This is a genomic window from Arthrobacter sp. lap29, from assembly GCF_032458965.1.
Taxonomy (GTDB): Bacteria; Actinomycetota; Actinomycetes; order Actinomycetales; family Micrococcaceae; genus Specibacter; species Specibacter psychrochitiniphilus.
In genome coordinates, this window is sequence record NZ_JAUCEK010000004.1 from 150,972 (window position 1) to 175,658 (window position 24,687).

The 24,687-nt window shown below is 59.1% G+C and carries 21 protein-coding genes; 4 read left to right on the forward strand and 17 right to left on the reverse strand.

The features are described from left to right. Positions 1-3 precede the first annotated feature (3 nt). From RY113_RS08370 to RY113_RS08415, 10 genes are all read right to left on the reverse strand, one after another. Positions 4-1,221 (reverse strand): adenosine deaminase, encoded by a 1,218-nt coding sequence (locus RY113_RS08370; RefSeq protein ID WP_245932011.1) that lies wholly within the window; start codon positions 1,219-1,221, stop codon positions 4-6. Between the two features lie 48 nt (positions 1,222-1,269). After that, positions 1,270-2,190 (reverse strand): DedA family protein, encoded by a 921-nt coding sequence (locus tag RY113_RS08375; protein WP_315914211.1) that lies wholly within the window; start codon positions 2,188-2,190, stop codon positions 1,270-1,272. A 297-nt stretch (positions 2,191-2,487) separates the two neighbouring features. Beyond that, positions 2,488-3,798, reverse strand: a complete 1,311-nt coding sequence (locus RY113_RS08380; protein ID WP_315914212.1) for a thymidine phosphorylase — start codon at positions 3,796-3,798, stop codon at positions 2,488-2,490. Then, positions 3,795-4,238 (reverse strand): cytidine deaminase, encoded by a 444-nt coding sequence (locus RY113_RS08385; protein WP_396334225.1) that lies wholly within the window; start codon positions 4,236-4,238, stop codon positions 3,795-3,797. Before RY113_RS08385 ends, RY113_RS08380 begins: the two co-directional genes overlap by 4 nt. A 6-nt stretch (positions 4,239-4,244) precedes the next feature. Further along, on the reverse strand, positions 4,245-5,540 hold the full coding sequence (locus tag RY113_RS08390) for an ABC transporter permease (protein WP_315914213.1): 1,296 nt from the start codon (positions 5,538-5,540) through the stop codon (positions 4,245-4,247). Next, on the reverse strand, positions 5,537-6,847 hold the full coding sequence (locus RY113_RS08395) for an ABC transporter permease (RefSeq protein WP_110104680.1): 1,311 nt from the start codon (positions 6,845-6,847) through the stop codon (positions 5,537-5,539). Before RY113_RS08395 ends, RY113_RS08390 begins: the two co-directional genes overlap by 4 nt. Then, positions 6,844-8,418: an ABC transporter ATP-binding protein gene (locus tag RY113_RS08400; RefSeq protein ID WP_315914214.1), complete on the reverse strand. Its 1,575-nt coding sequence runs from the start codon at positions 8,416-8,418 to the stop codon at positions 6,844-6,846. The genes RY113_RS08395 and RY113_RS08400 overlap by 4 nt, the downstream gene beginning before the upstream one ends. Before the next feature lie 92 nt (positions 8,419-8,510). After that, complete coding sequence (locus tag RY113_RS08405) at positions 8,511-9,629, reverse strand: BMP family protein (RefSeq protein WP_396334226.1); 1,119 nt, start codon at positions 9,627-9,629, stop codon at positions 8,511-8,513. A 240-nt stretch (positions 9,630-9,869) separates the two neighbouring features. Continuing rightward, complete coding sequence (locus RY113_RS08410) at positions 9,870-11,078, reverse strand: amidohydrolase (RefSeq protein WP_315914215.1); 1,209 nt, start codon at positions 11,076-11,078, stop codon at positions 9,870-9,872. Between the two features lie 152 nt (positions 11,079-11,230). Continuing rightward, a complete protein-coding gene (locus RY113_RS08415) occupies positions 11,231-12,376 on the reverse strand; it encodes a sugar phosphate nucleotidyltransferase (RefSeq protein ID WP_315914374.1) in 1,146 nt (381 codons plus the stop codon). 410 nt (positions 12,377-12,786) lie between these two features. Between RY113_RS08415 and sdhC the strand changes: the two genes are divergently transcribed. The 4 genes from sdhC to RY113_RS08435 all read left to right on the forward strand — a co-directional run bounded on the left by sdhC (position 12,787) and on the right by RY113_RS08435 (position 16,319). Then, positions 12,787-13,179 (forward strand): succinate dehydrogenase, cytochrome b556 subunit, encoded by a 393-nt coding sequence (gene sdhC / locus RY113_RS08420; protein ID WP_110104939.1) that lies wholly within the window; start codon positions 12,787-12,789, stop codon positions 13,177-13,179. A gap of 1 nt (position 13,180) precedes the next feature. Next, entirely contained in the window at positions 13,181-13,648 is a 468-nt protein-coding gene (locus RY113_RS08425) for a succinate dehydrogenase hydrophobic membrane anchor subunit (protein WP_110104684.1), read from the forward strand. An 80-nt stretch (positions 13,649-13,728) separates the two neighbouring features. Further along, entirely contained in the window at positions 13,729-15,528 is a 1,800-nt protein-coding gene (gene sdhA / locus RY113_RS08430; protein ID WP_315914216.1) for a succinate dehydrogenase flavoprotein subunit, read from the forward strand. Next, positions 15,528-16,319: a succinate dehydrogenase iron-sulfur subunit gene (locus RY113_RS08435; RefSeq protein ID WP_110104686.1), complete on the forward strand. Its 792-nt coding sequence runs from the start codon at positions 15,528-15,530 to the stop codon at positions 16,317-16,319. The genes sdhA and RY113_RS08435 overlap by 1 nt, the downstream gene beginning before the upstream one ends. 149 nt (positions 16,320-16,468) lie before the next feature. Here the strand turns inward: RY113_RS08435 and RY113_RS08440 are convergent, their stop codons facing one another. The 7 genes from RY113_RS08440 to RY113_RS08470 form a co-directional block, all read right to left on the reverse strand. Next, entirely contained in the window at positions 16,469-19,198 is a 2,730-nt protein-coding gene (locus RY113_RS08440; protein ID WP_315914217.1) for a LuxR C-terminal-related transcriptional regulator, read from the reverse strand. Between the two features lie 192 nt (positions 19,199-19,390). Beyond that, a complete protein-coding gene (locus RY113_RS08445) occupies positions 19,391-20,482 on the reverse strand; it encodes a YhjD/YihY/BrkB family envelope integrity protein (RefSeq protein ID WP_315914218.1) in 1,092 nt (363 codons plus the stop codon). Next, entirely contained in the window at positions 20,460-20,960 is a 501-nt protein-coding gene (locus RY113_RS08450) for a 2'-5' RNA ligase family protein (RefSeq protein ID WP_315914219.1), read from the reverse strand. Before RY113_RS08450 ends, RY113_RS08445 begins: the two co-directional genes overlap by 23 nt. Before the next feature lie 59 nt (positions 20,961-21,019). Beyond that, positions 21,020-22,048, reverse strand: a complete 1,029-nt coding sequence (gene trpS, locus RY113_RS08455) for a tryptophan--tRNA ligase (RefSeq protein WP_315914220.1) — start codon at positions 22,046-22,048, stop codon at positions 21,020-21,022. 17 nt (positions 22,049-22,065) lie between these two features. Further along, positions 22,066-22,917 carry an exodeoxyribonuclease III gene (locus tag RY113_RS08460; RefSeq protein ID WP_373366672.1) on the reverse strand — a complete coding sequence of 284 codons (852 nt, stop codon included), beginning with the start codon at positions 22,915-22,917 and terminating at the stop codon, positions 22,066-22,068. Between the two features lie 47 nt (positions 22,918-22,964). Continuing rightward, entirely contained in the window at positions 22,965-23,588 is a 624-nt protein-coding gene (locus tag RY113_RS08465) for a hypothetical protein (protein ID WP_146212967.1), read from the reverse strand. A gap of 290 nt (positions 23,589-23,878) precedes the next feature. Beyond that, positions 23,879-24,682: a GAP family protein gene (locus RY113_RS08470; protein ID WP_315914221.1), complete on the reverse strand. Its 804-nt coding sequence runs from the start codon at positions 24,680-24,682 to the stop codon at positions 23,879-23,881. Between the last annotated feature and the right edge of the window lie 5 nt (positions 24,683-24,687).

The window sequence follows — 24,687 nt, forward strand, 5'->3', positions numbered from 1 at the left end:
TAACTACTCGTCACGTCCGGCATCGCCTAGATCGGATGCGTCAAACGTTTCAAACTCCTCAGAATCTTCAAAGTCGTCCATCTCCTCCATGGCGTCCTCGAAGTGCTCAATGATGAAGTCCGCTAGCTGTTCGCGTGATTCGATGGGCAAAAACGATGCATGGACTGCGTTCAGGGTCAGTTCCAGCACCGTGTCCAGGCCGTAGCCGAAGGTTTCCACGAGCAGCCCGAACTCACCGGTCAGGCTCACGCCACTCATGAGCCGGTTGTCCGTGTTGACCGTGACGTTGAAACCCAACTGATGCAGCAGGTCAATGGGGTGCTCGGCAATGGTGGTTCCAAAAGCCGCAATGGCGCCCGTCTGCAGGTTAGAGGAGGGGCACAGCTCTAGCGGGATTTGGCGGTCACGCACCCACTGGGCCAAATCACCCAAGGTGAGCGTGCCGACGTCGTTCCCGTCCTCTTCTTGGACATCAAGGTGGATGTCCTCGGCAATGCGCACGCCGTGGCCCAGTCGCAGCGCCCGGCCATGGACCAGTGCGTCCTGGATGCTTTCCAGCCCCGCTCCCTCGCCTGCGTGCACAGTGGCAGGGAAGTTGTTCTCGGCCAAATAGGTGAAGGCCTCGGTAAAGCGGGAGGGCAGGAAACCGTTCTCGGCCCCGGCGAGGTCAAAGCCAACCACGCCGTTGTCACGGTGGCGGACAGCCAGTTGGGCAATCTCGGAGCCACGGTCGCCGTGGCGCATGGCGGTGATGATCTGGCCTACCTCAATGTATCCACCAGCCTCATCCACCGCGTCCATGCCTTCTTCAAGGCCTTCCTGGACAGCTTCCACGGCATCGTCGAGGGACAGCCCGGCGGTGAGGTGCTGCTCCGGGGCCCAGCGCACCTCGCCGTAGACCACTCCGTCTTCGGCTAAGTCTTCAACGAATTCCCGAGCGACCCGCACCAGGTCATCATGGCTCTGCATGACGGCAATGGTGTGTTCGAAGGTCTCGAGGTAGCGTTCGAGCGAACCAGAGTCAGCGGACTCGAGGAACCAGCTGCGCAGTTCCTCGGGGTCGGTAGCCGGCAATGTATGCCCGGCTTTGGCAGCCAACTCAATGATAGTTTCGGGGCGTAGACCTCCATCAAGGTGGTCATGCAGGGACACTTTGGGCAGCGATTTGAGATCGACACCCGGGAGAGAAATGCCTGTGTGTTCTGAAGTTGAGTTAGTCACAGTCCCACTCTAGGGATGCGGGGGGCCCTGCGCTAGTTTGACGGCGCTCTAGTGCCTGTTAGGCCCAGTTCCTACTTCTTCAATTTTGTTCCCCACGGGACTTAACAGCTCCTGCTGATCGGGCTCATTGATGGCGGGCACCGCAGGCGGGGCGGCCGCCGCGGGCACGGCCGGCACAGCAGGTACCACGGTTCCGGCGGGATCGGCCGCATCGGGTCCGGCAGGTCCGGGATCGGGGACAGCAGGCACAGCGCCGAGATCAGACACGGTTCCGCTCACAGCCACATCCCTGTTGAGCCCTCGCTTCTCCAAGATGCGGTGCACAAGCTTCATCGCATGGTCCACGAGGAAGCCGATGCCGATGGCAAAGACCACGGCAATGACTACACCCAGCAGCGGGTTATCGTGCACCCAGCGGCCGGCGAATGTTCCCACGGCCACGGAATAACTGGCCCACGTTAGAACCGCGATGCTGTCCAGAATCACGAATTGTCGCCACCGGAAGCGGGTGGCGCCTGCCGTGAAGTTGACAGCAATCCGCCCCACCGGGATGTAACGTGCCGTGAAGATCAAGATAGCCCCACGTTTTTCCAGTTCCTTGCCGGCCCACGCGAAGGCTTTGGCGCTGCGGGGCCAGCGCATCCACCGGAAGCGTTCCACCCCGAGCCTGCGACCCAGCCAATAGGCAATATTGTCGCCAATGATGGCACCGAAGGAGGCGCCCAGGATCAGCAGCCAAATATTGGGATACCCCTCCCGGGAGGCTATGGACGCCAGAGCTACTATGGCGGTTTCGCTGGGCAGGAACAGGAAAAACCCATCAATGAGGCAAAAGAGCGCCACAACAGGAATCACCCACCATTGAGCAGCGGAATGTTCAATGGTGACGTTGATCTGATCGATGAGGCCCAAAAAATCCACCGGGGACTTGTCCTCTCCTGTGATGGTTGCTTCCTTAAAGTTTCCCACGTTGGAGCAGCCCCTGTATCCACCCATCGGAGGATATTCCCTTGCCCCAGTCCCTCTTGAGAATGAGAGCCCTCCCCCGCGAGCATATGTCCCGGTTGCGGTGAATTTGCCTCGACCGGCATCACCCCACGGCTAACCACCAACCGCCAAACGGAGTAAAACATTCTATAGCGCAACAAAGGTGGCCCGGAAAGATTCCGGGCCACCTTTGTTGCTGGTGCAATCCCATCACCTGAGAGTGGTTGAGAGAGTGTTCCTCAAAACACCCCGTTAAGTGAGAGAGCGTTGGTAGTGGGGTTAGGCGATCCGGTCGATGATGAGCCGGTTCGCCGGGCGGGAACCTTCCGGGGCAATCGTGAACGCACCCTCGAGTGCTTCCTTGGCGCCCTGGAACTTCTCCGGAGTGTCTGTCAGCAGCGTCATCAGCGGCTCCCCTGCCCGCACCACGGCACCTGGCTTGGCATGCATACGCACCCCAGCCCCAGCCTGGACAATATCCTCCTTGCGGGCCCGTCCTGCACCCAGCCGCCACGCGGCAACCCCAACGGCCATGGCATCGAGTCCCACGAGCACGCCATCGGCCGGGGCATAAACCGTCTCCGACTCCCGAGCCACTGGCAGTGCTGCCTGCGGATCCCCGCCTTGGGCACGAATCATGCGCCGCCACACGTCCATGGCCCGTCCGTCCTTGAGCGCCGCTGCCGGATCAGCACCGTGAATGCCGGCTGCCTCCAGCATTTCCTCTGCCAGCCTGACGGTAAGTTCGACGACGTCTTCCGGACCACCGCCTGCCAGCACGTCCACGGACTCTTGGACCTCAATGGCGTTACCTGCGGTCAGACCCAAGGGTGTGGACATATCTGTCAACAGCGCCACGGTGTTAACACCTGCGTCTTTGCCCAACGCCACCATGGTCTGCGCCAGCTCACGGGCCCGCGCTTCGGTCTTCATAAACGCCCCGTTGCCCACCTTCACATCCAGCACCAACGCCGCAGTGCCTTCGGCAATCTTCTTGCTCATGATGGATGAGGCAATGAGCGGGATGGATTCAACGGTTCCGGTTACATCGCGCAGCGCATACAGTTTTTTATCCGCCGGCGCCAGGTTTCCACCGGCTGCGCAAATGACTGCGCCCACCTCGGAAAGCTGGCGCATCATGGCCTCGCGGCTCACATCTGCCCGCCAGCCGGGAATGGCTTCCAGCTTGTCCAAGGTCCCCCCGGTGTGCCCCAGCCCCCGGCCAGAGAGCTGTGGCACGGCTGCGCCAAATACGGCGACCAGAGGCGCCAGCGGCAAGGTGATTTTGTCCCCCACGCCGCCAGTTGAATGCTTGTCAGTGGTGGGCATCCGGGCCCCGGCCGGGTTGCGCAGAGCGGAGAAGTCCAGCCGCTCACCCGAGGCGATCATGGCCGCAGTCCACTGTGAAATTTCTTCCCTGTCCATGCCGTTCAGGAAAATGGCCATGTTCAGGGCAGCCATTTGTTCCTCAGCAATCTCCCCGCGCGTGTAAGCCGCAATGGTCCAGATGATCTGTGCAGGGGTGAGCTTGCCGCCATCACGTTTGGTGGCGATCACGTCAACTGCGGCGAAAGTTTCTTGGGCGTTCATGAGTGTTCCTTCAAGTTGTCGGGGCCGAAAGCGTCGGGCAGAATTTGATCCATGGTCTTGGCTCCTGAAGAAGTCATGATCTGGGTTCCCGCCGTACTGAATTCAAAGAGCAACTGCCGGCAGCGCCCGCACGGCATGAGGATCTCTCCAAATCCGTCAACGCAATAGAACTCGGTGATCAGGCCGCCGCCGCTCATCCGGGCGGCACCCACCATGGTGCATTCTGCGCAAAGAGTCAGCCCGTAGCTGGCATTTTCCACATTGCACCCGGAGACGATCCGCCCGTCCTCAAGCCTGGCCGCAGCCCCTACCGGATAGTTGGAATACGGCACATAGGCGTGGGTGAGTGCCGCGGTGGCGGCTAGGCGCAGTGGCTCCCACACGGAGCCGGCCTTCACAGCCATACCGGATGTCACAGGTACCTCAGACTTCTCAGGCATACCGCGCTACTCCTTAATATAGGGCTCGCCGTCCGCGGCCGGGGCCAGAGAACGGCCCACGAATCCGGACACGGCCAGAATGGTCAAAGCGTAGGGCAGCATCGCCAGGAACTGGCCGTCGATCGGGGTACCGGCCAGGGAGAGGATACTTTGAAGGTTCCCTGCCACACCGAACAACAGGGCTGCCAGTGCAGCACCGATGGGGTTCCAGCGGCCAAAGATCAGCGCCGCGAGGGCAATAAAGCCCAGCCCGCCGGTCATGTCCTTACTGAAACTACTCACCGCAACCAAGGTGAAGTAGGCGCCACCGATTCCTGCCACAGCGCCACCGGCCAGCACGTTGATGACCCGGGTGCGGTTGACGTTGATACCGACGGTGTCCGCCGCTTTGGGGTGCTCGCCTACCGCCCGCACGCGCAATCCCCAGCGGGTGCGGAACAGCCCGAACCACAAAGCCGCGACAAGGATCAGCATGAAGTAGCCAATGATGGACTGGCGGAACAAGGTGGGCCCAATGATGGGAATTTCAGAAAGCAGCGGGATCGGGAGGTTGGGAAGGTGAGCCGGCTGGTTGTAGATGGTGGCGCCGTCGACCTTGGTCTTCATGATTTTTTCGAAGAGGAAGCCAGTCAAACCGGACACCAGAACGTTTAGCACCACGCCAACAATGATCTGGTTCACCACATATTTGATGCTGAACAGCGCCAGCAGCACTGACACCAAAACACCGGCCACGGCGGCGGCGATGAGCCCGGCATAGGCGTTGCCTGTAATTGAGGCAACCAGTGCGGCCGTGAAGGCACCCGCCAGCAGCTGACCTTCAATGGCAATGTTGACCACTCCGGCACGTTCCGAGAGAACACCTGACATGGCGCCGAACAGGATGGGGGTGGTGATCAGCATGGCACCGGCAAACAGGCCCACCAGCGTGATGTTTTGTGTGCTGGTTCCGCCAATGATCCAAACCATCACTCCGATGACAAAAACCACGGAGAAACTTGTGATGACCCATTTGGCAATCTTGCCGGAGTCCCTGGTTTGGCGCCACGCCAGATACGTCAGGGCCACGGCGATAATGGAAACTAGGGTGCCCACGGCCTTGGCCGGAACTACCAGGTCAGGTACCTGCCACGCATCCGTATCTTGGGAGATACGGAACGTTGCCGTGCCGCTCGGTCCCAGAATAATGAAGACCACCACGGAGAACAAGGACAGTATGCCCAGCAGAATCGGCATCTTCCAGCTGCGGATGGCAACCGCGTCGGCAACCTTAGGCGTCTCACTCTTAGCAGTGATGCTCATATGTTCGCTCCTACACGGCGGGCTACCTTGATCCGGAAAATCGACCGGACCAAAGGAGGTGCGGCGATGAAGAGAACTATCAATGACTGGACCACGGCAACAATGTCAATGGAGACATCGGCATTGATGGCCATGGAAGTGCCACCGGCCTTGAATGCACCGAAGAGTATTGCGGCGAAGAAGGTCCCCCACGGTTTCGACCTGCCCAACAGGGCCACCGTGATGGCATCAAAGCCAATACTGCCGGCAATGTCTGAATCGAGGATTTTTTCGGTACCGGCCAGCTGGGTGACACCGGCCAAGCCCGCCAGGGCTCCGGAGATCAGCATGACGGTGATGTAGCCCCGAGAAACCAGCATGCCGGCCGTGCGTGCTGCCCGCGGATTTGCGCCAATGGCCCGGTACTCAAAACCGAGGGTTGAACGCTCTAACAGCCAGGAAACAACAAAGACGGCGATCACGGCCACTATCAGCCCCGCATGGATGCGGAAGTTAGGGCCCAGCAACAGCGGGAACATGGCACTTTCATGCATGCGCGGGCTGATCGGATTGGAACTGTTCGGGTCTTTGAGCTGGTTCTTGAGCAGATACAGCACCAAGGACACTGCAATGTAGTTGAGCATGATGGTGACAATGACCTCATGCGCCCCGGTGCGTGCCTTCAAGAACCCTGCGATCCCGCCCCAAACCGCTCCACCAACAGCACCAGCTACAATGACGGCCAGCAAGTGAATGCCCGGCGGCAGTTCAATCAAGAACCCTACGGCGCCAGCAAAAGTGGCACCCAAAATAATCTGGCCTTTGGCGCCAATGTTGAACAAGCCCACACGGAACGCCAAGGTCACGGCCAGTCCTGAGAGGATCAGCGGTGTGGCGAAGGTGAGGGTTTCAAAAATACCCAGCCGCCCCTTCCACGTGCGTGAGCCGGGATCATAGGTAGCACCTCGCCACAGCGCGCCATAGGCTTCTGAAACTGATGCCCAAACAGCTTTGAACGTTGCGGTGGGATCGCCAAAGAAATAACCCAAAGCGGTGGTAACACGGGCATCAGTGGCAGCGATGAGGATGCCACCAATAACAAGGGCTACCACTACTGCCAGAACAGAAATCATGGCGTTACCGCTCATAATTTCCCGTACCAGCTGGCTGCCACCCCCTTCTCGCTCCGGTTTGACGGGAGAGCCTGGGGCTCCGGGTACACCGGGTGTGCCGGGATTGCCGGGCGCTCCGGGTACTGACGTGCTGGTTGGTGTGCTGGAAGGCTCCGCGGCTTCCTCTGCAGGTTTGTTCACTTCAGGCCCGCTCATAGCTGCACCCCTTCCCCGGTTTCCCCGGTAGTTCCAGATTCTTGTTGCGATTGCATTTGTTCCGAAGCTTCTTCAGCGCTGAGCCCGGCCATCATCAAACCGAGTAGAGCGCGGCTGGATTTTCCAGGCACAATGCCCATGAGCCGGCCTGCAAAGAGCACGGCGATCCGGTCAGCGAGTTCAAGAACTTCATCTAGTTCGGTGGAGACAATGACCACCGGTGTTCCGGCATCGCGTTCTGCCACAATGCGCTTGTGCAAAAATTCGATGGAACCTACGTCAACACCGCGTGTGGGCTGTGAAGCAATGAAGAGTTTCAAAGGCCGGGACAACTCCCGTGCCAATACTACTTTTTGCTGGTTGCCACCGGAAAGCGTGTGAGCAGCATCCTGGGGTGACTGCGCCCGAATATCAAACTCTGAGACCTTATCTACAGAATTTTTGGCAATGGCGGAGCGGTTCAATGTTCCGCCACGGGAGTACGGAGCCTTTTTATAAAGGTCAAGGATCAGGTTTTCCGCGATGGAAAGTTCCCCGACCAGGCCATCATCTTGGCGGTCCTCAGGAACAAAACCGACACCGGACTCCAGCACCTGACTAACGCTTTTGCCTACCAGCTCTTTTCCGTCCAAAGTGATGGACCCCAGGACATGCTTATGTAAGCCCAGCACGGCCTGGGTCAATTCGGTCTGTCCATTGCCCTGAACCCCGGCGATCGCCAAGATCTCTCCTTGAGAGACGCTCAAGGAGAGATTATCGAGCAGCCGATGACCGGAATCGTTCATGACTGTCAAGTTGGAGACCTTGAAGGTTTCCGCACCGGGAGTAGCATCGGCTTTGTTCAACGTCAGGTTCACAGCGCGTCCCACCATCATGGCCGCCAACTCTGTAGTGGACGTATCGGGGGGCGCAGAACCAACCACCTTGCCCCGTCTAATGACGGTGATGGTGTCAGAGATCGCCTTCACCTCACGCAACTTGTGGGAAATGAAGACGATGGAGGTACCGCTGTCCCTGAGCTGTCCCATGATCTCCATGAGTTCATCAGTCTCTTGAGGGGTGAGAACGGCGGTGGGCTCATCCAGGATCAGTATCTTGGAGTTCCGTACCAGTGCCTTGATGATTTCCACCCGTTGCTGCACCCCTACGGGAAGATCTTCCACCAGCGCATCGGGATCCACATCGAAGCCAAATTGTGCGGAAATCTCACGAATCTTCCTCCGCGTATCGCCAAGATTGAGAACTCCTCCGAAGGAGGTGCTCTCCGCTCCCAATGCCACGTTCTCCGCGACAGTAAAGACCGGGACAAGCATGAAGTGCTGATGGACCATGCCGATTCCTGCCGCCATGGCGTCCGCCGGGCCGGAGAAGGAAACGGGGACATCATCAACTAAGATCTGTCCTGAGCTGGGTGAATACAGCCCGTATAAAACATTCATGAGCGTGGATTTTCCTGCACCGTTTTCACCCAGCAGACTGTGGATCTGTCCTGATTCCACCACTAGGTCGATGTGGTCATTCGCCACGAGGGTACCAAAGCTCTTGGTAATGCCCCGAAGTTCTAGTTTCAACGTTTTAGCCCGTCTGCGAAAAAATGGTCACGGCTGACAAACACGTGTGCTGGGGGCCGCCACCGGCGACCCCCAGCACACGCATCACATTACTACTTCGGGCTGGCCGCAGATTCGACCTTGATGGACCCGTCAATGATCCCCTTCTTGATGTCATCAAGTTGGGTCTTGAGGTCTGCACTGACAGCAGAGTCCAAATCGTGGAACGGGGCAAGTCCTACGCCACCGTTCTCCAGGGTGCCAATGTACGGGGTGGGGTCAAACTTGCCGTCCAAATCTTCCTTGACAACGGTCTCCACTGCTTCTCCCATGGTCTTGATGACTGAGGTTAGCAGGATCTCCTTGTAGGTGGGTGCTGTCAAGAAACCGTCGGAGTCAACCCATACCAGCTTCACATCCTTGCCGCCCTTGTTGGCGGCCAGGATGGCATCTCCTGCACCCTTGCCCAACGGACCGGCAACAGGCATGATCACGTCAGCGCCGTCGGCGATCAGGTTGTTGGTGTTCTTGGTGCCCTCTTGGACAATTTCAAAGGTGTTGGCGAACACGCCCTGCTGGGTTTTGGCGTTCCACCCCAACAGCTTCACATCCTTGCCCTGCTTCTCGTTGTAGTAGTCAACGCCCTGAGCAAAGCCATCCATGAAGATGGTGACGGTGGGGATGTTGATACCACCGAAGGTGCCTACCTTGCCGGTCTTGGAGACGCCGGCTGCAACGTAGCCAGCCATGAACGCGGCTTGGGCTGTGTTGTACACAATTGGTTTGACGTTGGGCAGATCGATGGAATTGTCATCGACGATGGCGTAGTGCAGATCCGTGTTGTCCTTGGCCGCCGTTGCGGTGGCTTCTGCCAGCAAGAATCCGACCGTCACGGTGAGGTTACAGCCAGCGCTGGCCATTGTTGCCAGGTTCGGTGCAAAGTCAGCGGTGGTGGAAGACTGAGCTTCCTTCATCTTGATGCCAAGGTCCTTAACGGATTTCTGCATTCCCTCATACGATGACTGGTTGAACGACTGATCGTCGAAACCGCCGGAGTCAGAGACAATGCAGCCAAGGAAGTCAGACGCGGCCGGGTTTTGTGAGCTCGACTCGCCACCACCGGGGGCGGGCGGAGCCTCGCCACAACCTGTCAGAAGCAGTGCCGTGGCACTCAACGCAATGGTGCCCACCAAGGCCCCGCGCTTGACAGTGTTCAAAAGCAAATTTTTCAAAGTTCCTCCATCGGTTGATCGCCGCACTGGAGGGTTGATGGACAACGCAACGCTATCAAGCCCAGCTACTAGATCAACGCTGACCTAGTGGATGAAGCAAAAGCGAATACCTTGACACACCCCAGCATTGCGGCACTACCTCATACCCTAGTGTGATTTCACAGCCAGCGGCCAGTCTCAACCATGTCCAGCCATCCATCGTTGGGTAACTGTTACACAACTGGCAAAATCCCTGCCGAGCTAAGCGGCGGTTGGCTCGCGCAGGGTCCGCAGGGCCGCGGCACACAGTACCCGGATGCCTACTGAGAGCGCCCGTTCATCAACAATGTAATCGCCCCGGTGCAGATCGTATTCCTCTCCGCCCGGAACGTGCGTGCCCAACCGCATGAGTGAGCCTGGAATGCCTTGCAGGAACCAGGCAAAATCCTCGCCGCCCATGGACTGCGGTGCCAGCACCACTGAATCATCCCCCAGTTCAGCGCGGGCAGAGGCCTCAATCAGCGCCGTCTCATGCTCTGAGTTCACCACAGGAGGGACGCCGCGCGTGTGCTCCAGATGAACGTCCACCCCGAAGGGTGCAGCACTCTGCTGGACCACCTCATCGAGCAGCTCACCTGCCGCATGCCACGCCTCACGGTCCAGACAGCGCATGGTGCCGCTCATGACACCGTGCACAGGAATGGCATTCGGAGCCGAACCAGCGTGGATCTGACCCCACACCACCGAGACACCGCTGCGCACATCCACCCTCCGGGACAGCACAGCCGGGACACTGATGGCAATCTGTGCTAGGGCGAACACCAGATCCTCGGTCAGGTGCGGGCGCGAGGTATGGCCACCGCGGCCGGTGAGCTCGATCTTGATGGTGTCCGAGGCACTGGTGATGGGCCCAATCCGGGTGCCAATCTTACCCACCTCAATACGGGGGTCACAGTGCAACGCCATGATGCGGGGAACGCCGTCCAGGGCACCCTGATCTATGCAGGACAACGCCCCTCCGGGCATGGTTTCCTCGGCAGGCTGGAAAACAATCCTGACCCGGCCACCGAGTGGGCTGTGCTCATGCATCCGTGCCAACACCAAGGCGATGCCGAGCATGGTGGCGGTGTGGAAGTCATGGCCGCAGCCGTGAGTCACCCCGTGGTTGCGGGAGGCGAAGGGCAGACCCGTTTCCTCAACGATGGGCAGTGCGTCAATATCGCCGCGCAACGCCGTGGCAATGGGTCCTTCCCCAATGTCCACAATGACCCCGGTACCGTCGAGGCGGCGGGGCGCCAACCCGGCGGACACAAGGTGTTCGAAAATTTTCTCCGTAGTGCGGAATTCTTGAAAGGATAGCTCCGGGTGGGCGTGGAGGTCCCGGCGAAACTCTAGGACTTCGGCCAGCACAGGTTCCAGCCACGGGCCTACTAATTCAGTTGCATCTGTTTCCAACGAGTAATTGCGCACACATCAAACTCTAACCACGTCAGAGCCGGGGAACCCCATTGACTTCGCCGCATTACTCCGAGCTTGAAGATCGGGAGCCCGTGGATGGGCCCACGCGCCCGAGGGCCCCGTTTTTTGGTCGCCCGCGATCAAAAAACGGGAGGGCGTGGGGACTAGAGGACGTCGGTATCTCCGCGGGCCTTGAGCCCGTCAACAGCCTTTTTTACCAGTTGCGAATGCGCCCTGGTAGTGACCAATAGTGCGTCCGGGGTATCCACAACCACCACGTCCTGGATACCGATCAGGGCAATGACACGCTTGGTATCGGTCACCACAATCCCTGTGCTGTCCTCCGTGAAGACTCGTCCGCCTTCGCCAATGACCTTGACGTTTTTATCTTCTTTAGCGCTGCTCAGGCGTGCGATCGCAGCAAAATCTCCTACGTCATCCCAGCTAAAATCACCAGGAATCACGGCCACGTCACCGGCGTCAGCAGCAGGCTCGGCCACCGCATAGTCAATAGCGATCTTGGGCAGCGTGGGCCAAACGCGGTTCTTCACGGCAATCCGGTCCGGGGTGTCCCACGCGGCCGCGATTTCCATCAGGCCTTCATAGAGGCCAGGCTCGTTGGCTTTGAGGTGGCGGAGCATCAGCTCAACCGGCGCCACAAACATGCCTGCGTTCCAGTTGTAGTCACCGCTGGCAAGGTACTCCTCGGCGATTTCCTGGCTCGGCTTTTCCACGAACTTGACCACGGTGTGCGCGCTAGGGGCACCCGCAACAATCAAGGGCTCGCCCGTGCGAATGTACCCGAACCCTGTGGAGGCATGGGTCGGTTTAATGCCGATGGTCACAATCTTGCCCGTAGCTGCGGTGTAGATAGCTTCACGCACGGCAGCCTGGAATTTTTCCACGGGGCTAATGACCTGGTCCGCGGCAAAGGAACCCATGATGGTTGTGGGGTCGCGCATGTACAAGATTGCCGCTGCCAACCCGATGGCAGCTCCTGAATCCTTGGGCTCTGTTTCCAACACCAAATTCTTGTCCAAAATTTCCGGGAGCTGGCGGCAGACCGCTTCACGGTGCGCATCTCCGGTTACCAGCAGCACCCTTTCACCACTCAATGGCTCTAAGCGGTCAAAGGTGGCGCGGATCAAGGTACTGCCACTGCCCGTCAGGTCATGGAGAAATTTCGGTGCTGCCGCCCGGGACAACGGCCAGAGCCTGGTACCAACTCCGCCAGCGGGAATCACGGCGTAAAACCGATCTAAGGGGTCGGTTGAGGCCGGTGTGGGGTCAACCAAATTTTGCGTATTCATCATGACCACCATAATCGATGCGTTTCAAATAGAGCCTTCTGACGCCGTGCAAACACACCGGCGAGGGCGAAAGACCCACCCACGGTAGTAGAAGACGGTAATGCCGGTTGTGCCGGGTGGTGGCACAAGCGGATGCCGGGCTGTTGTAGCCGGGCCCACCGCAGCCGTAGCTGACAGTGGTAGCCGGAGGTAAATGAAGGCAATTAAAGTCGGCACGAGGCCTGCCTTCTTCACCCAATTCTCCCAAATTGCAACGCCGTTGTGATTTGATGCATAGAGCAAGGAGTACCTAAGTTGAATATGCTGTTAGCTAAGCCTAAATTTAGGCTCAAGTATGAGTGCTCACGCCGTGTGCGTTTCCCCGCGTGGAACCACGCCAGCGCAACGGTGACGCAGGGAAGGTTTATTCAGTGCCGACAAAACCAGCTGGCACTCTGTACCGCGGCCGAGAAGGCATGTGGTCATGGGTGGGACACCGTATTACCGGTGTAGTGATTTTTATTTTCTTGTTGGTGCACGTTCTCGACACCTCTTTGGTGAGGGTTTCCCCTGAGGCGTACACCGCAGTCATTGGGGCGTATAAAAACCCCATTATGGGTTTGGGTGAAGCGGCTCTTGTCGCAGCAATTGTGTTCCACGCCTTCAACGGCCTGCGCATTATTGCCATCGATTTTTGGAAAAAGGGACCCAAGTACCAGCGTCAGATGCTCTGGGGCGTACTCGCTCTGTGGGCTGTGACGATGATTCCGTTCCTGATCCGTCACCTCACCATTGTCTTCTCCAATTTCTTCGGAGGGAACTAAATTGAGTACAAACTCCATCGCGTCCCCGCGCTCCAACAGCGCGCAGTCGCCCAAGTACAAGCGCAACAAGGCATCGCATTCGAGCTTTGAAATGTTCGCGTGGCTGTTCATGCGCCTCTCCGGTGTGGTCCTGATCGTTCTGATCTTCGGTCACCTCTTCGTCAACCTCATGTTGGGCGAAGGCATTCATGCGATCGACTTCGGGTTTGTTGCCGGCAAGTGGTCCGATCCGTTCTGGCAGATCTGGGACCTGGCCATGCTGTGGCTTGCCATGCTGCACGGCACCAACGGTGTGCGCACCATCATCAACGATTACGCTGAGCGCAATGGCACTCGGATGACTCTCAAGACGATCCTGTATGTGGCTAGCGCCGTCATCATCGTCTTGGGCACCCTGGTCATCTTCACTTTTGATCCCTGCCCTCCCGGCGCGGTCATCGACCTCCCGTCCTTCTGCCCCGTTCCTTAGTTTTAGGAACGTCCCCTTCCCGGGGCGGCAAGAAGTGAACACCAGTTTTTAGTGCAGTACAGAGAGAAAGAGCATCCAGTATGCAGGTCCACAAATACGACGTTGTAATCGTCGGGGCCGGTGGCGCAGGAATGCGTGCCGCCATTGAATCCGGACAGCGCGCCCACACCGCCGTCCTGACCAAGCTCTACCCCACTCGCTCCCACACAGGTGCGGCCCAGGGCGGCATGTGTGCAGCACTTGCCAACGTGGAAGAGGACAACTGGGAGTGGCACACCTTTGACACCGTCAAGGGTGGGGACTACCTGGTAGACCAGGACGCTGCGGAGGTCATGGCCAAGGAAGCCATTGACGCCGTGATCGACCTGGAAAAGATGGGTCTGCCGTTCAACCGCACACCCGAAGGCCGCATTGACCAGCGCCGGTTCGGCGGTCACACTCGCGACCACGGCAAGGCTCCTGTCCGCCGCGCCTGCTATGCAGCAGACCGCACCGGTCACATGATCTTGCAGACCCTGTACCAAAACTGTGTCAAGCACAACGTTGAGTTCTACAACGAGTACTACGTTTTGGATCTGCTGACGGTTGATGAGGAAGCCACCCGCGAGGACGGCACCGTCTACCTGCAGAAGAAAATTGCTGGCGTGGTCTCCTATGACCTGGCCACAGGCGAATTGCACATCTTCCAGGCCAAGTCAGTGATTCTGGCAACCGGCGGCGCAGGCAAGGTCTTCAAGACCACCTCCAACGCCCACACCCTGACCGGCGACGGCATGGGCATCGCGTTCCGCAAGGGCATCCCGCTGGAGGACATGGAGTTCTTCCAGTTCCACCCGACAGGCCTTGCCGGTTTGGGCATCCTGCTCTCCGAAGCCGCCCGCGGCGAGGGCGCAATCTTGCGCAACTCCGAGGGTGAGCGCTTCATGGAGCGTTACGCCCCCACCATCAAGGACCTGGCCCCGCGTGACATAGTTGCCCGGTCCATGGCCAACGAAGTTCGTGAAGGCCGCGGTTGTGGCCCGAACAAGGACTACGTTCTCCTTGATTTGACCCACCTGGAACCGGCTCACATCGACGCCAAGCTCCCGGACATCACCGAGTTCGCCCGCACCTACCTGGGTGTGGAACCGTACACGGAGCCTGTTCCCGTGTTCCCCACGGCCCACTACGCCATGGGCGGTGTTCCTACGAACATCACCACCGAGGTTCTGCAGGATAATGACACCATCATCCCGGGCTTGTACGCAGCCGGTGAAGTGGCCTGCGTTTCGGTCCACGGCTCCAACCGTTTGGGCACCAACTCGCTGCTGGATATCAACGTGTTCGGCAAGCGCGCAGGTGTAGCTGCTGCCGAATACGCCAAGGGTGCCGATTGGGTTGAGCTGCCGCAGAACCCGGAAGCTGACACCCGCGCATTGCTGGACCACATACGGACCTCCGACGGCGGCGAAAAGGTAGCTGCGATCCGCAAGGAACTGCAGGACACCATGGACGCCAACATGCAGGTGTTCCGCACCGCCGATTCGCTGAATCAGGTTCTTGGCGATATTGCCGGCTTCGAAGAACGTTATTCCCGCATCACCGTCCAGGACAAGGGCAAGCGCTTCAACCTTGACTTACTTGAGGCTGTTGAGCTGGGCTTCTTGCTGGAACTGGCCAAGGTCATGACGGTTGCTGCCCTGCACCGTCAAGAGTCACGCGGCGGTCACTACCGCGAGGACTTCCCGGACCGTGATGATGAGAATTTCATGAAGCACTCCATGGCTTATCTTGATTCCGGTGTCACGGCAGATAGCTCCAAGGAGCACATTGCTGGTATCCGTTTGGAGACCAAGCCTGTTGTTGTTACCCGTTACCAGCCCATGGTGAGGAAGTACTAATGAGCGCCGTAGAAGCTGAATTGCCGGAGCCGGCATCAAAGATTGAACTGCCTGTCCACCTCGGTGGCGGCGGAGAAATCCCAACTTTTGACGTCACCTTGCGTGTGCGTCGCTACGACCCCGAATTTTCGGAAGAGTCAAAGTGGGAAGACTTCACCATGACCATGTACGGCACCGACCGTGTGTTGGATGCCCTGCACAAGGTCAAGTGGGAGCAGGACGGCTCGCTGTCCTTCCGCCGTTCCTGTGCGCACGGCGTGTGCGGTTCCGATGCCATGCGCATCAACGGCCGTAACCGTCTGGCCTGCAAGACCCTGCTGAAAGACCTGGACACGTCCAAGCCCATCACGGTTGAGCCCATCAAGGGCCTGCCCGTTGAGAAGGACTTGATTGTGGATATGGAACCGTTCTTCCAGTCCTTCCGTGAGGTCATGCCCTTCCTGGTCAACCGCGACCACGCCCCCACCAAGGAACGTCTGCAGTCCGCTGAGGAACGCGCGCGTTTTGACGACACCACCAAGTGCATCCTGTGCGCCGCGTGCACGTCTTCTTGCCCCGTCTTCTGGACCGATGGCCAGTACTTCGGCCCGGCAGCCATTGTGAACGCGCACCGCTTCATCTTTGACTCCCGTGACGACGCAGGAGATATGCGTCTGGAGATCCTCAATGACAAGGAAGGTGTGTGGCGTTGCCGCACCACCTTCAACTGCACCGAAGCATGCCCGCGCGGTATCCAGGTCACCCAGGCCATTGCCGAGGTCAAGCAGGCAATCCTGGCCCGCCAGATCTAGTAGTTGCCGAACTACAAAGCGCCGCTCCCCTTGTGGGGGCGGCGCTTTTGTGTTTCCTGTACTTCTTACCCCCATTTCCCACAGTACGACGCCGGGAGGTGGGCTCACGCTGGCAAAGGTGAGCCCGCGCCGTCGTACTTGCGCTGACACTAGCGGGAGGTGGCCTCGAGTTCATCCAGGGCCTCGGCAATGTCATCGCGGGACTTGATGTTCAACTTCTGATAGATCTTCACGGCATGGGTTTCAGCGGTTCGTTTGGAGATAACAAGCTTCTTTGTGATCTGGCTATTGCTGTAGCCCAAGGCCAGGAGAAAGGCGAGCTGCTGTTCACGTGGCGTGAGAATTTGCAGCGGGGTTGCTGGCACAAAAAGTCCGCGGCGCGCCAACAGTCTGGCTGCATCCCCGCGGCTGGGAACACCGCCGGCAACAATGTGCTCACAGCTTGCCAAAAGTGGGGCCGCTAGCGGCGCGTCCATGCCGCGGGCCAGCCCCCGCGCTCTGTCAAGCTGCTCGGGGGTGAGCCCTCCGCCCGCACAGCACGCCAGAAGGTGCAGCGCCCGCAACTCCATGAGCGCAAAGTCGAAGGTCCCAGCCAGCTCAATGAGCGCCAGTGCCTCCGCTTCTTCGCCTCCGTTAGGCGCATACATTGCCGCGAGGAGCAGCGCATAGCGGGAGGGTAGTTCCAGTAGGCGGCTCTCACCCGTGGTGCGGTTGAGTAGTTGCTGACGCACTTGGGCGGAGGCCACGTGGTTGCCGTTGGCGGCATGGGCCAACGCAAGGGTTGCCAGGAGCATGCCCTCAGAGCCGGTACCGGAAAAGTCCTCCAGTTCAGCACAGGCCAAGGTCAGGTTCTGTGCTGCCGCCGGCCATTCACCATTCATGGACGCCAGCAGTCCCTGGCCAAAAGCCACAAGAGTCTTGCGTATCTGCACGTGTCCGGGGTTGCGTGAAATGGCAGTGTTCATCAGCCCGTAAATGAACGAGGCTTCGCGGACGTTACCGGTGAGCATGTCAGAAAGGCACCAGGCGCCAATAATTTCACCGGCCGCAAGGGGGTACTTGCTCATGGATCTCACAGCATGTGTCATTTGTGTTCGGGCGAGGGCGCGTGCCTGTTTTGCCTCCCCGCGCTGACCCAAAGAGATGATGCTGGTAGATGCCAGCGGAAGAAAATGCGGTGTTGAGCGGGTGGCCTTGTGGGTTTCGCTTTGCACACGGGCGGATTCCAACATGTTGCCGCCGTAGCTCAGGTGAATTCCCCGGGAGGCGCGGAGGCGAATTTTTGCAGCCTGAACGGGCAATTTGGAGGAACTTAGAAGTTCTTCTGCCCAGTCCAGGACCTTCAACGCATCCTCCCATCGGCCCTGCTGAAGTACATACGCATCAGCTAGCACCGTTGCCAGATCGGCGGCCAAGGCGTTGCGTTGCTCTCCGTCGGGGAGGTACACCACAGTATTTTGGGCACGCTGAGCATCGGCGGAAACGGCCTCCGGATTGTTGCTGAAGCGCTGCGCTTCAATCCGGCTGATGAATGCCTGGGCTCGGAGCGTGGCAGGCGCCCCGGCATGGCGCAGGATCAAGGTGGCCGTGCGGATACGGAAGGCATAGTCGGTGAGCATGCGCCCGTATCCGAAGGCTTCCGCCAACAACCACATAGGTACCTCAGTGCCCGCATCCAGCGCCCACCCCACCACCGTGAGTAACTCGGAAATGTCCCCCGTCCAGACATATTGTGCTGCTTGCGACCCTGATGCTTGTGGCACTGCTGCTTGTGGCCTTGCCGGTGCCACCCCCTGAGGGGCTTGCTGGGCGTAGCGGGCCATGGCGGCCGTGTAGAGGGCGAGGTAATGGTTTCTGCATTGGGCCGGGCTCAGCAGACCTTCCATGGCCTCACCAAAAATGGGGTGCGTGAGTGAAACGATTCGCCCTAGGTTTGCCGAGTTGTTGGATAGTCTGATGAGTCCGGATTCAGCCAGCGTCTCAAGAGCATCCAGGCTCACTTGCCGGCCAAGTAAGTCCAGCGGCACAGGAGCACACAGCGCCACTATCTCAAAGGCGGCTCTTTGCTCCGCTGAGAGCTGTTCAATTTCAACGCGGAGAATATCAGCTAGTGAGGTGCCTGCCGGCAGTTCTCCTGCCCATACCCACAGCCCCTGCCGCATTTGCAGTTGCTCAGAGGTTTTGAGCACACGGAGAAGTTCGTGCAGAAACAGAGCATTCCCGCCGGTCATTTGGTGCAACTTTTCAACGGTTTCCACCGCAAAGGCCCGATCAGGGAGAATGTTGGCGGCAAACTCACCCGTCTCGCTCAGTGAGAGCTCAGGGACGTCAATGCGCCGCAGAGTTCCGTCCCGCCATGCCCGGACAAGTGTCCCGGACGGGCCAGGAATGCTCCGACACGTGAGGATCACCCGGACATCGGTGCGGGAGAGGAGGTATTCCAGAACCGCTTCACTCATCTGGTCCAGTAGCGGCACATCATCAATGTGGATGATCAGACGCCCGGCTTTTGCGCCGGCCCGGCCTTCAAGCCCTGCGAGGTGGTCCAGGCAGGACTGGATGATATATTCACCCACACGCTCCGGGCGCTGAGTATCAAGGTGGTTCTCTTCTGAGAACACCGAGTCAAATACGGCCAGAGGGGTGCGTCGCGTTGCCTCCGTCGCGGCAAAAGCCATCACCTGCAGCCCTGGAGTCTGACTGCACAGCTTCTCAAGTGAATGGACAGCCAGCGAGGTCTTACCCACTCCCCCTGCGCCTACCAGAAGCAGGTTTGAGCCGGGCCGTCCAATATCTGAAACCACCTGCTCCACAAGCTGCTTACGGCCCAGAAACTCGCGCCGTCGCAGCGCCGAGTGCCGCAAGCTCATTCTTGACATATGCAATTATTCCATCCGGTGAAATACTGGCCGACTTAGGCAAAACGGATACTCTCGCGTTCATGATGAAGCCCGCTGTATTGCTTGCACATCCCACACTCAGATACGGGGCTTTTGAATGCCTTCGATTACTTCACTTCATACTAGTTCAGAGCTACCAAGCATTGACAAGAGATGACGGCGGACCAGGAACTAACGGGCACCCTTGCGGGGGCGCAGATCTGCCGCCAAAACAGCCGCAATAGCCGCCGAGATTAAGTACACCTGGCTGAGAAGGAAGAACCAGACAAACAAACCCAGGATCACGGCAAAGGGTGCCAAAAGTCTGTTATTGGTGATTCCGTTCAGGAGCAGGGCGCTGAAAAACCGCAGGACGGTGGCGCCTGCACCGGAAAACAGGGCCGCCAGTATCAGGACCCGACCCCGCATGCGCACCCTGGAGGCGATGCTGAACATGACCATGGCTACGGCCACATCCAAGATGAGCATCAAGGCGATCGAGCTAAATCGTGCCACCGCACCGGTCAAGAACGAGCCTATTCCCAGTAATTCGCTCACGCTGCCCATAGCTGCCGTGCTCAGCAAACCAAGGATGCTGGTCAGCACCAGTGCCACGGCCAGCACGAGGAGGGTCCCGCCGTCGCGCATTTTGGAAAGGACCGGGTTGGTCCGGTCCCTGGCCAAGCCCAGAATGGACCGGATGCCTTCACGCAGGCCGTTGATCCAGCCCATGGCGGTAACTAACAAGGCGGCCAAAGACACCAGCAGTGTCGCTCCGAAGCCGCCAGTGCCCAGGAGCTGATCTGGCGTGGCCAGCCCTCCAGCACCGGTGTCGATGAGCCCGGGCGTGCTCTCGGCAACCAGCTCGATCACGGCGTCGCGCAAAACATCATTGCCGGCCGCGAATATGCCAAAGATGGCGAACCCGGCAACCAGCATGGCACCGACGGAGAAGAACATCAGGTAGGCGTTGCCTGCGGCGAGGAGGGGGCCGCGGCGGCGCGTGTACAAGTTCCATACCCGGACCACAAAGCTCTGCCCCGCCCAAGCGTTGAGCCACTGAAACAGTGTGCTCAGCTGTGCAAACTGGTTCCCGCTGGCACGCGCCTTCCGAAAGGATTCGCGTTTCTGCACGGTCCACGCCGCGAGGCCAACGCGGTCCAAGGGGCTGGGCGGGGGCTTCTCCGGGGCGGCCAGGGGGCGTTTGGCAGCTATACCCGGTGCCACAAATCCCGGAAAATGTCCTGAAAGCTGGGCACGGCTAGGTTCTGGAAGTTCCTCCAAGAATCAGCTCCTCGCGCAGCGCCCAGCTACCGTCAATGAAGTTATAGAGCCCAATGCTGGCCACCTCAAAGTCCGCTTCAAAGCCTGCCATCTCGGCCTTGGCCTTAGCCATGGTGGCCTCGGACAGATCGTGGGCAATGGTCAGATGCGGGTGAAATTCAAATTCAAGCAAATGCTCCAGAGGACCCTGTAGCAGCTTGGTGTGCAACTCGGCACAATCTTCAGCGCCCATCTCAACGTTGAGGAATACCACGGAAGAGATGGGTTCAAAGGTCCCGGTACCCCGTAAAGAAAGATGGAACGGAGCATAGTCTGCGGCAATTCGGCGCACATGTTCTGCCGCCGCAGCCCACGATTCCTTAGTCCGCCCTGACACCAAAGTGATGTGGGCAGGCACAACAGGCATTTCCGGACCAGCATACTCGGCACGCTTGTGCGCTAAGTCCGCGGTCAGGGACGCGGGCAAGGAAATGATCACACCTAAACTATCGGCGTGCGGTGCCAGTGAACCACCGCTCTGCCCAATGCCCGGCACTACTATCCAACCGCCCCGAGCGGAGGCAGGAAACCTACCTTGGCGTAGACGTCAGCGAGGGTTACCGAGGCAATCTCGCGTGCCTTGGCCGCACCCTTTGCCAGTAACGCATCCAGCTCCGCAGGATCGTCAAGCAACTCCAGCGTGCGTGCACGGATGGGCTCCAGCCGTGCCACAACTGCCTCGGCAACATCAACCTTCAAATGACCGTACATTTTGCCTTCGTACTCAGTCACCAGCGTGTCCACTGATTTGTCCGTCAACGTGGAGAGGATTTCTAGGAGATTGGTGACTCCAGGCTTGGATTCGCGGTCGTGGGCGATCACCGTGTCCGCGTCGGTGACGGCGGACTTGATGCGCTTGGCAGTGACCTTGGGATCATCGAGTAAATTGATCAGACCGTTGGGGCCAGAGGCGGACTTGGACATTTTGGCACTCGGATTTTGCAGGTCATAAATGCGTGCACCCTCCTTCTGAATGAAGGCCTCGGGAACCACGAATGTCTCGCCAAAACGGTAATTGAATCGCTTGGCCAAGTCCCGTGCCAGCTCAACATGCTGACGCTGATCATCACCCACCGGCACCCCCTCGGGACGGTACAGCAGAATATCTGCAGCCATCAACACGGGGTAGGTGAAGAGGCCCACGCTGGCAACATCGGCCCCACCCTTGGCGGACTTATCCTTGAACTGGGTCATGCGCGACGCCTCACCGAAGCCGGTGATGCAGTTCAAAACCCACGCCAGTTGGGCATGTTCGGGAACATGTGATTGGACAAACAGGGTCGATTTTTCAACGTCGATCCCGCCGGCAATGTACTGTGCCGCCGTCTTACGGGTGCGGGCCCGCAGTTCTGCCGGGTCCTGCTCCACAGTGATGGCATGCATGTCAGGGATGAAGAACAGGGTCTGGTATTCGTCTTGGGTTTTTACCCAGTTGACGAGTGCTCCGAGGTAATTGCCAAGGTGCAGACTGTCGCCTGAGGGCTGCATGCCGGACAAGACGCGCGGGCGTTGGGTACTCTCACTCATGATGATTGATTCGTCCTTTAGAACTTGTAATCGACAACAAGCGGGGCATGGTCAGAGAAGCGCTCCTCGTAAGAGGCTGCCCGGTCCACCACACAGCTCTGAGCCTTCGCCGCTAAGCCTGGCGTGGCGGCATGGTAATCGATGCGCCATCCGGTGTCATTGGTGAAGGCCTGCCCTCGGTTGGACCACCAGGTGTAGGGTCCGTCTACTTCGCCAGCCAGCTCGCGTGCAACGTCCTTCCAACCAATTTCCTCGCCAAAGAACCTGTCAAAGTAAGCGCGTTCCTCGGGCAGGAACCCGGAGCGCTTGACATTGCCCTTCCAGTTCTTGATGTCTAGGGTTTTGTGACCAACGTTGAGATCGCCCACCACCAGGGCATGATCGCTCGCAGCAGCAAGTTGCGGCAGGCGCCCGATCATGGTGTCCAGGAAACGGAATTTGTCTTCTTGCTTAATGGTGCCAACCTCGCCGGAGTGGACGTAGGCGCTCACCACGGTCAGGGTCTGCGGCGTGCCATCGGATCCGTTGATCACATAGTCGGCCTCGACCCAGCGACCGGTGGTGGCAAAGTATTCCTCGCCAATACCAATGCGCGTGGCAACGGGTTCCAGAACATCCTTGCGGGTGGCGATCAAGACCCCGGCACGGCCCTTCGCCTCAGCCTCAGCATGGAGTACGTGCCATTCCTCGCCCAGGAAACCCTCAACAATGGCATCTGGTGCGCGGACCTCTTGCAGGCACAGAATATGCACATCTCGCTCGGCAAGCCAGGGGCCCATGCCGTTCTTGTAGGCGGCCCTGATGCCGTTGACGTTGACGCTTGCGATCCTCAATTGACCGTTTTCGATACCGTTGCTCACTTGTTCCACCTTACCTGCAGCTACCCGCAGATCCTTGTTGTGCCACCCCGGTGCTATTAGTCGATGATGACGCCGCTGACGGGCTCCTCACCGTCTCCGCTCTGAGCCGGACGGGTGGCGTTCCGGGGGTTTTCGCCTTGGCGTTCCGCGTTCTTCTTGAGCATGGCCGCATCCATTTTGGCTTCCTGCTCTTCCCAATTCGGGTTGATCATGCCCCGGCCGTTGGTGGCGGTGATGTCAATGGTGTCCAGCGCACGGGCCACCATTTCAGGGTCCTTGCCCAAGTATTCGTTGACGACGCCAATCTGCACGCTGATGATTTTGAAGGAATGATCCAGCTTCATTTCACGCGCCTTCTGCGCCGAGCGTGAGCCGGAGTCCTGCGAGACCAGGTGAGTGCCGCCGTCGGACGGGGCATTGGCGCTGTTTTGCTGCGCCATCTGAGCCTGTGCCAGTGCTACCTGCCGGGCGCCAAACGCTGCAGCTTTGTGTACCCCGATGTAGACGGCGGTGGAGAGCACCAGCCAGCCCAAGGCAATCGCGGCGATGACCCAACCGAGCACGGTGAAGTTGTTAGCTGCCATCACCACGGCAACGAGGAACACGATCGCCAGCACAATGGTGCCGAGGCCTGTGAATTTGCTGGGTTTCGACATTTTGCCAGATACAGGAGAAGTCATGGTTCCATTCTCTCAAATCCCGCGGACACTCCAGACCGCCTTCCACCAGCGGCGAACGCGGGTGCGGCCACCAGGGCGTTCACCGCTCCCAGCCCCGCTAACCTTCCGCGCCCGTCCCCCACATCCGCGCCCGTAAGACCGGTAGCGGATGTGGGGGACGGTAGCGGATGTGGGTGCTCCTCTTGCCTGGAGTTAACTTGTGCGCCACCACGGCAGTCTGACGTTGGGCAACTTGTTCACTGGCGCCGCCCCAGCACTCCCGCCGTGCGCTGAGCAACCGGATCCTGGACCTACTTAAACGGGTTCCAGGGCGCATCAGGGGCCAACACTGACAATCCGCCCCGCAACAGCAGGAAGCCCACAATACCCACCACCCATAGCAGCGTCTCCCCCGCAATTTTTCCCAACGTGGCGCGGACCCGCTGCAACAACGGATCCAGCCGGCGTCCTAAGAGCACACGCAGCAGCACAAGAACCAGTGCCGGGATCAGCATGAGCAAACAATAGATGGCAAGCACCGCAATTTCTCCAGGCAGCGCCAGCGTTGAGTTGGATAGGAACCTAATGGCCACCAAGTACGGAAGCATGGTGGGTAGTTCCAACAATCCTGCCAATAGCGCCAAGCCGACAATGCCGCCCGGGCTAAGCAGGGCCTTGGACAACCTCTTGTGCCATTTGATTTCGGCGCCTGCAACAGCAGCGCCGGTGCCCGTCCCGGCGGTGCCAGTCCCGGCAACGCCAGCAGACGAGTCCGCTGAGACGATGGCCCGCTGCTTCTCCCTCTTCGCCGGGTTCGGCGCCAACGCATACGCCAGCATGCCTGCCCCACCCAACAGCATGACCCACTGGATCACTGGGAGCTGTTCCAATGATCCACCGTTCAAACCGTTGAGCGCCCACTCAAGACCGCTGAGCATGGCGATTCCAATCAACAAATAAAAGAACGCCAGCACACCAAGGTACAGCAGGATCCGTGGAAGAATCCGGCGGGCTTCGGGGCGTAAGAGCAGCCAGAGCGGGATCAGCAATGTTCCTATGCTGGTGCTGTCAATAAGGGCCAATACGGCAAGTTGGGCATAGATGGCAATAGTCATGCTTC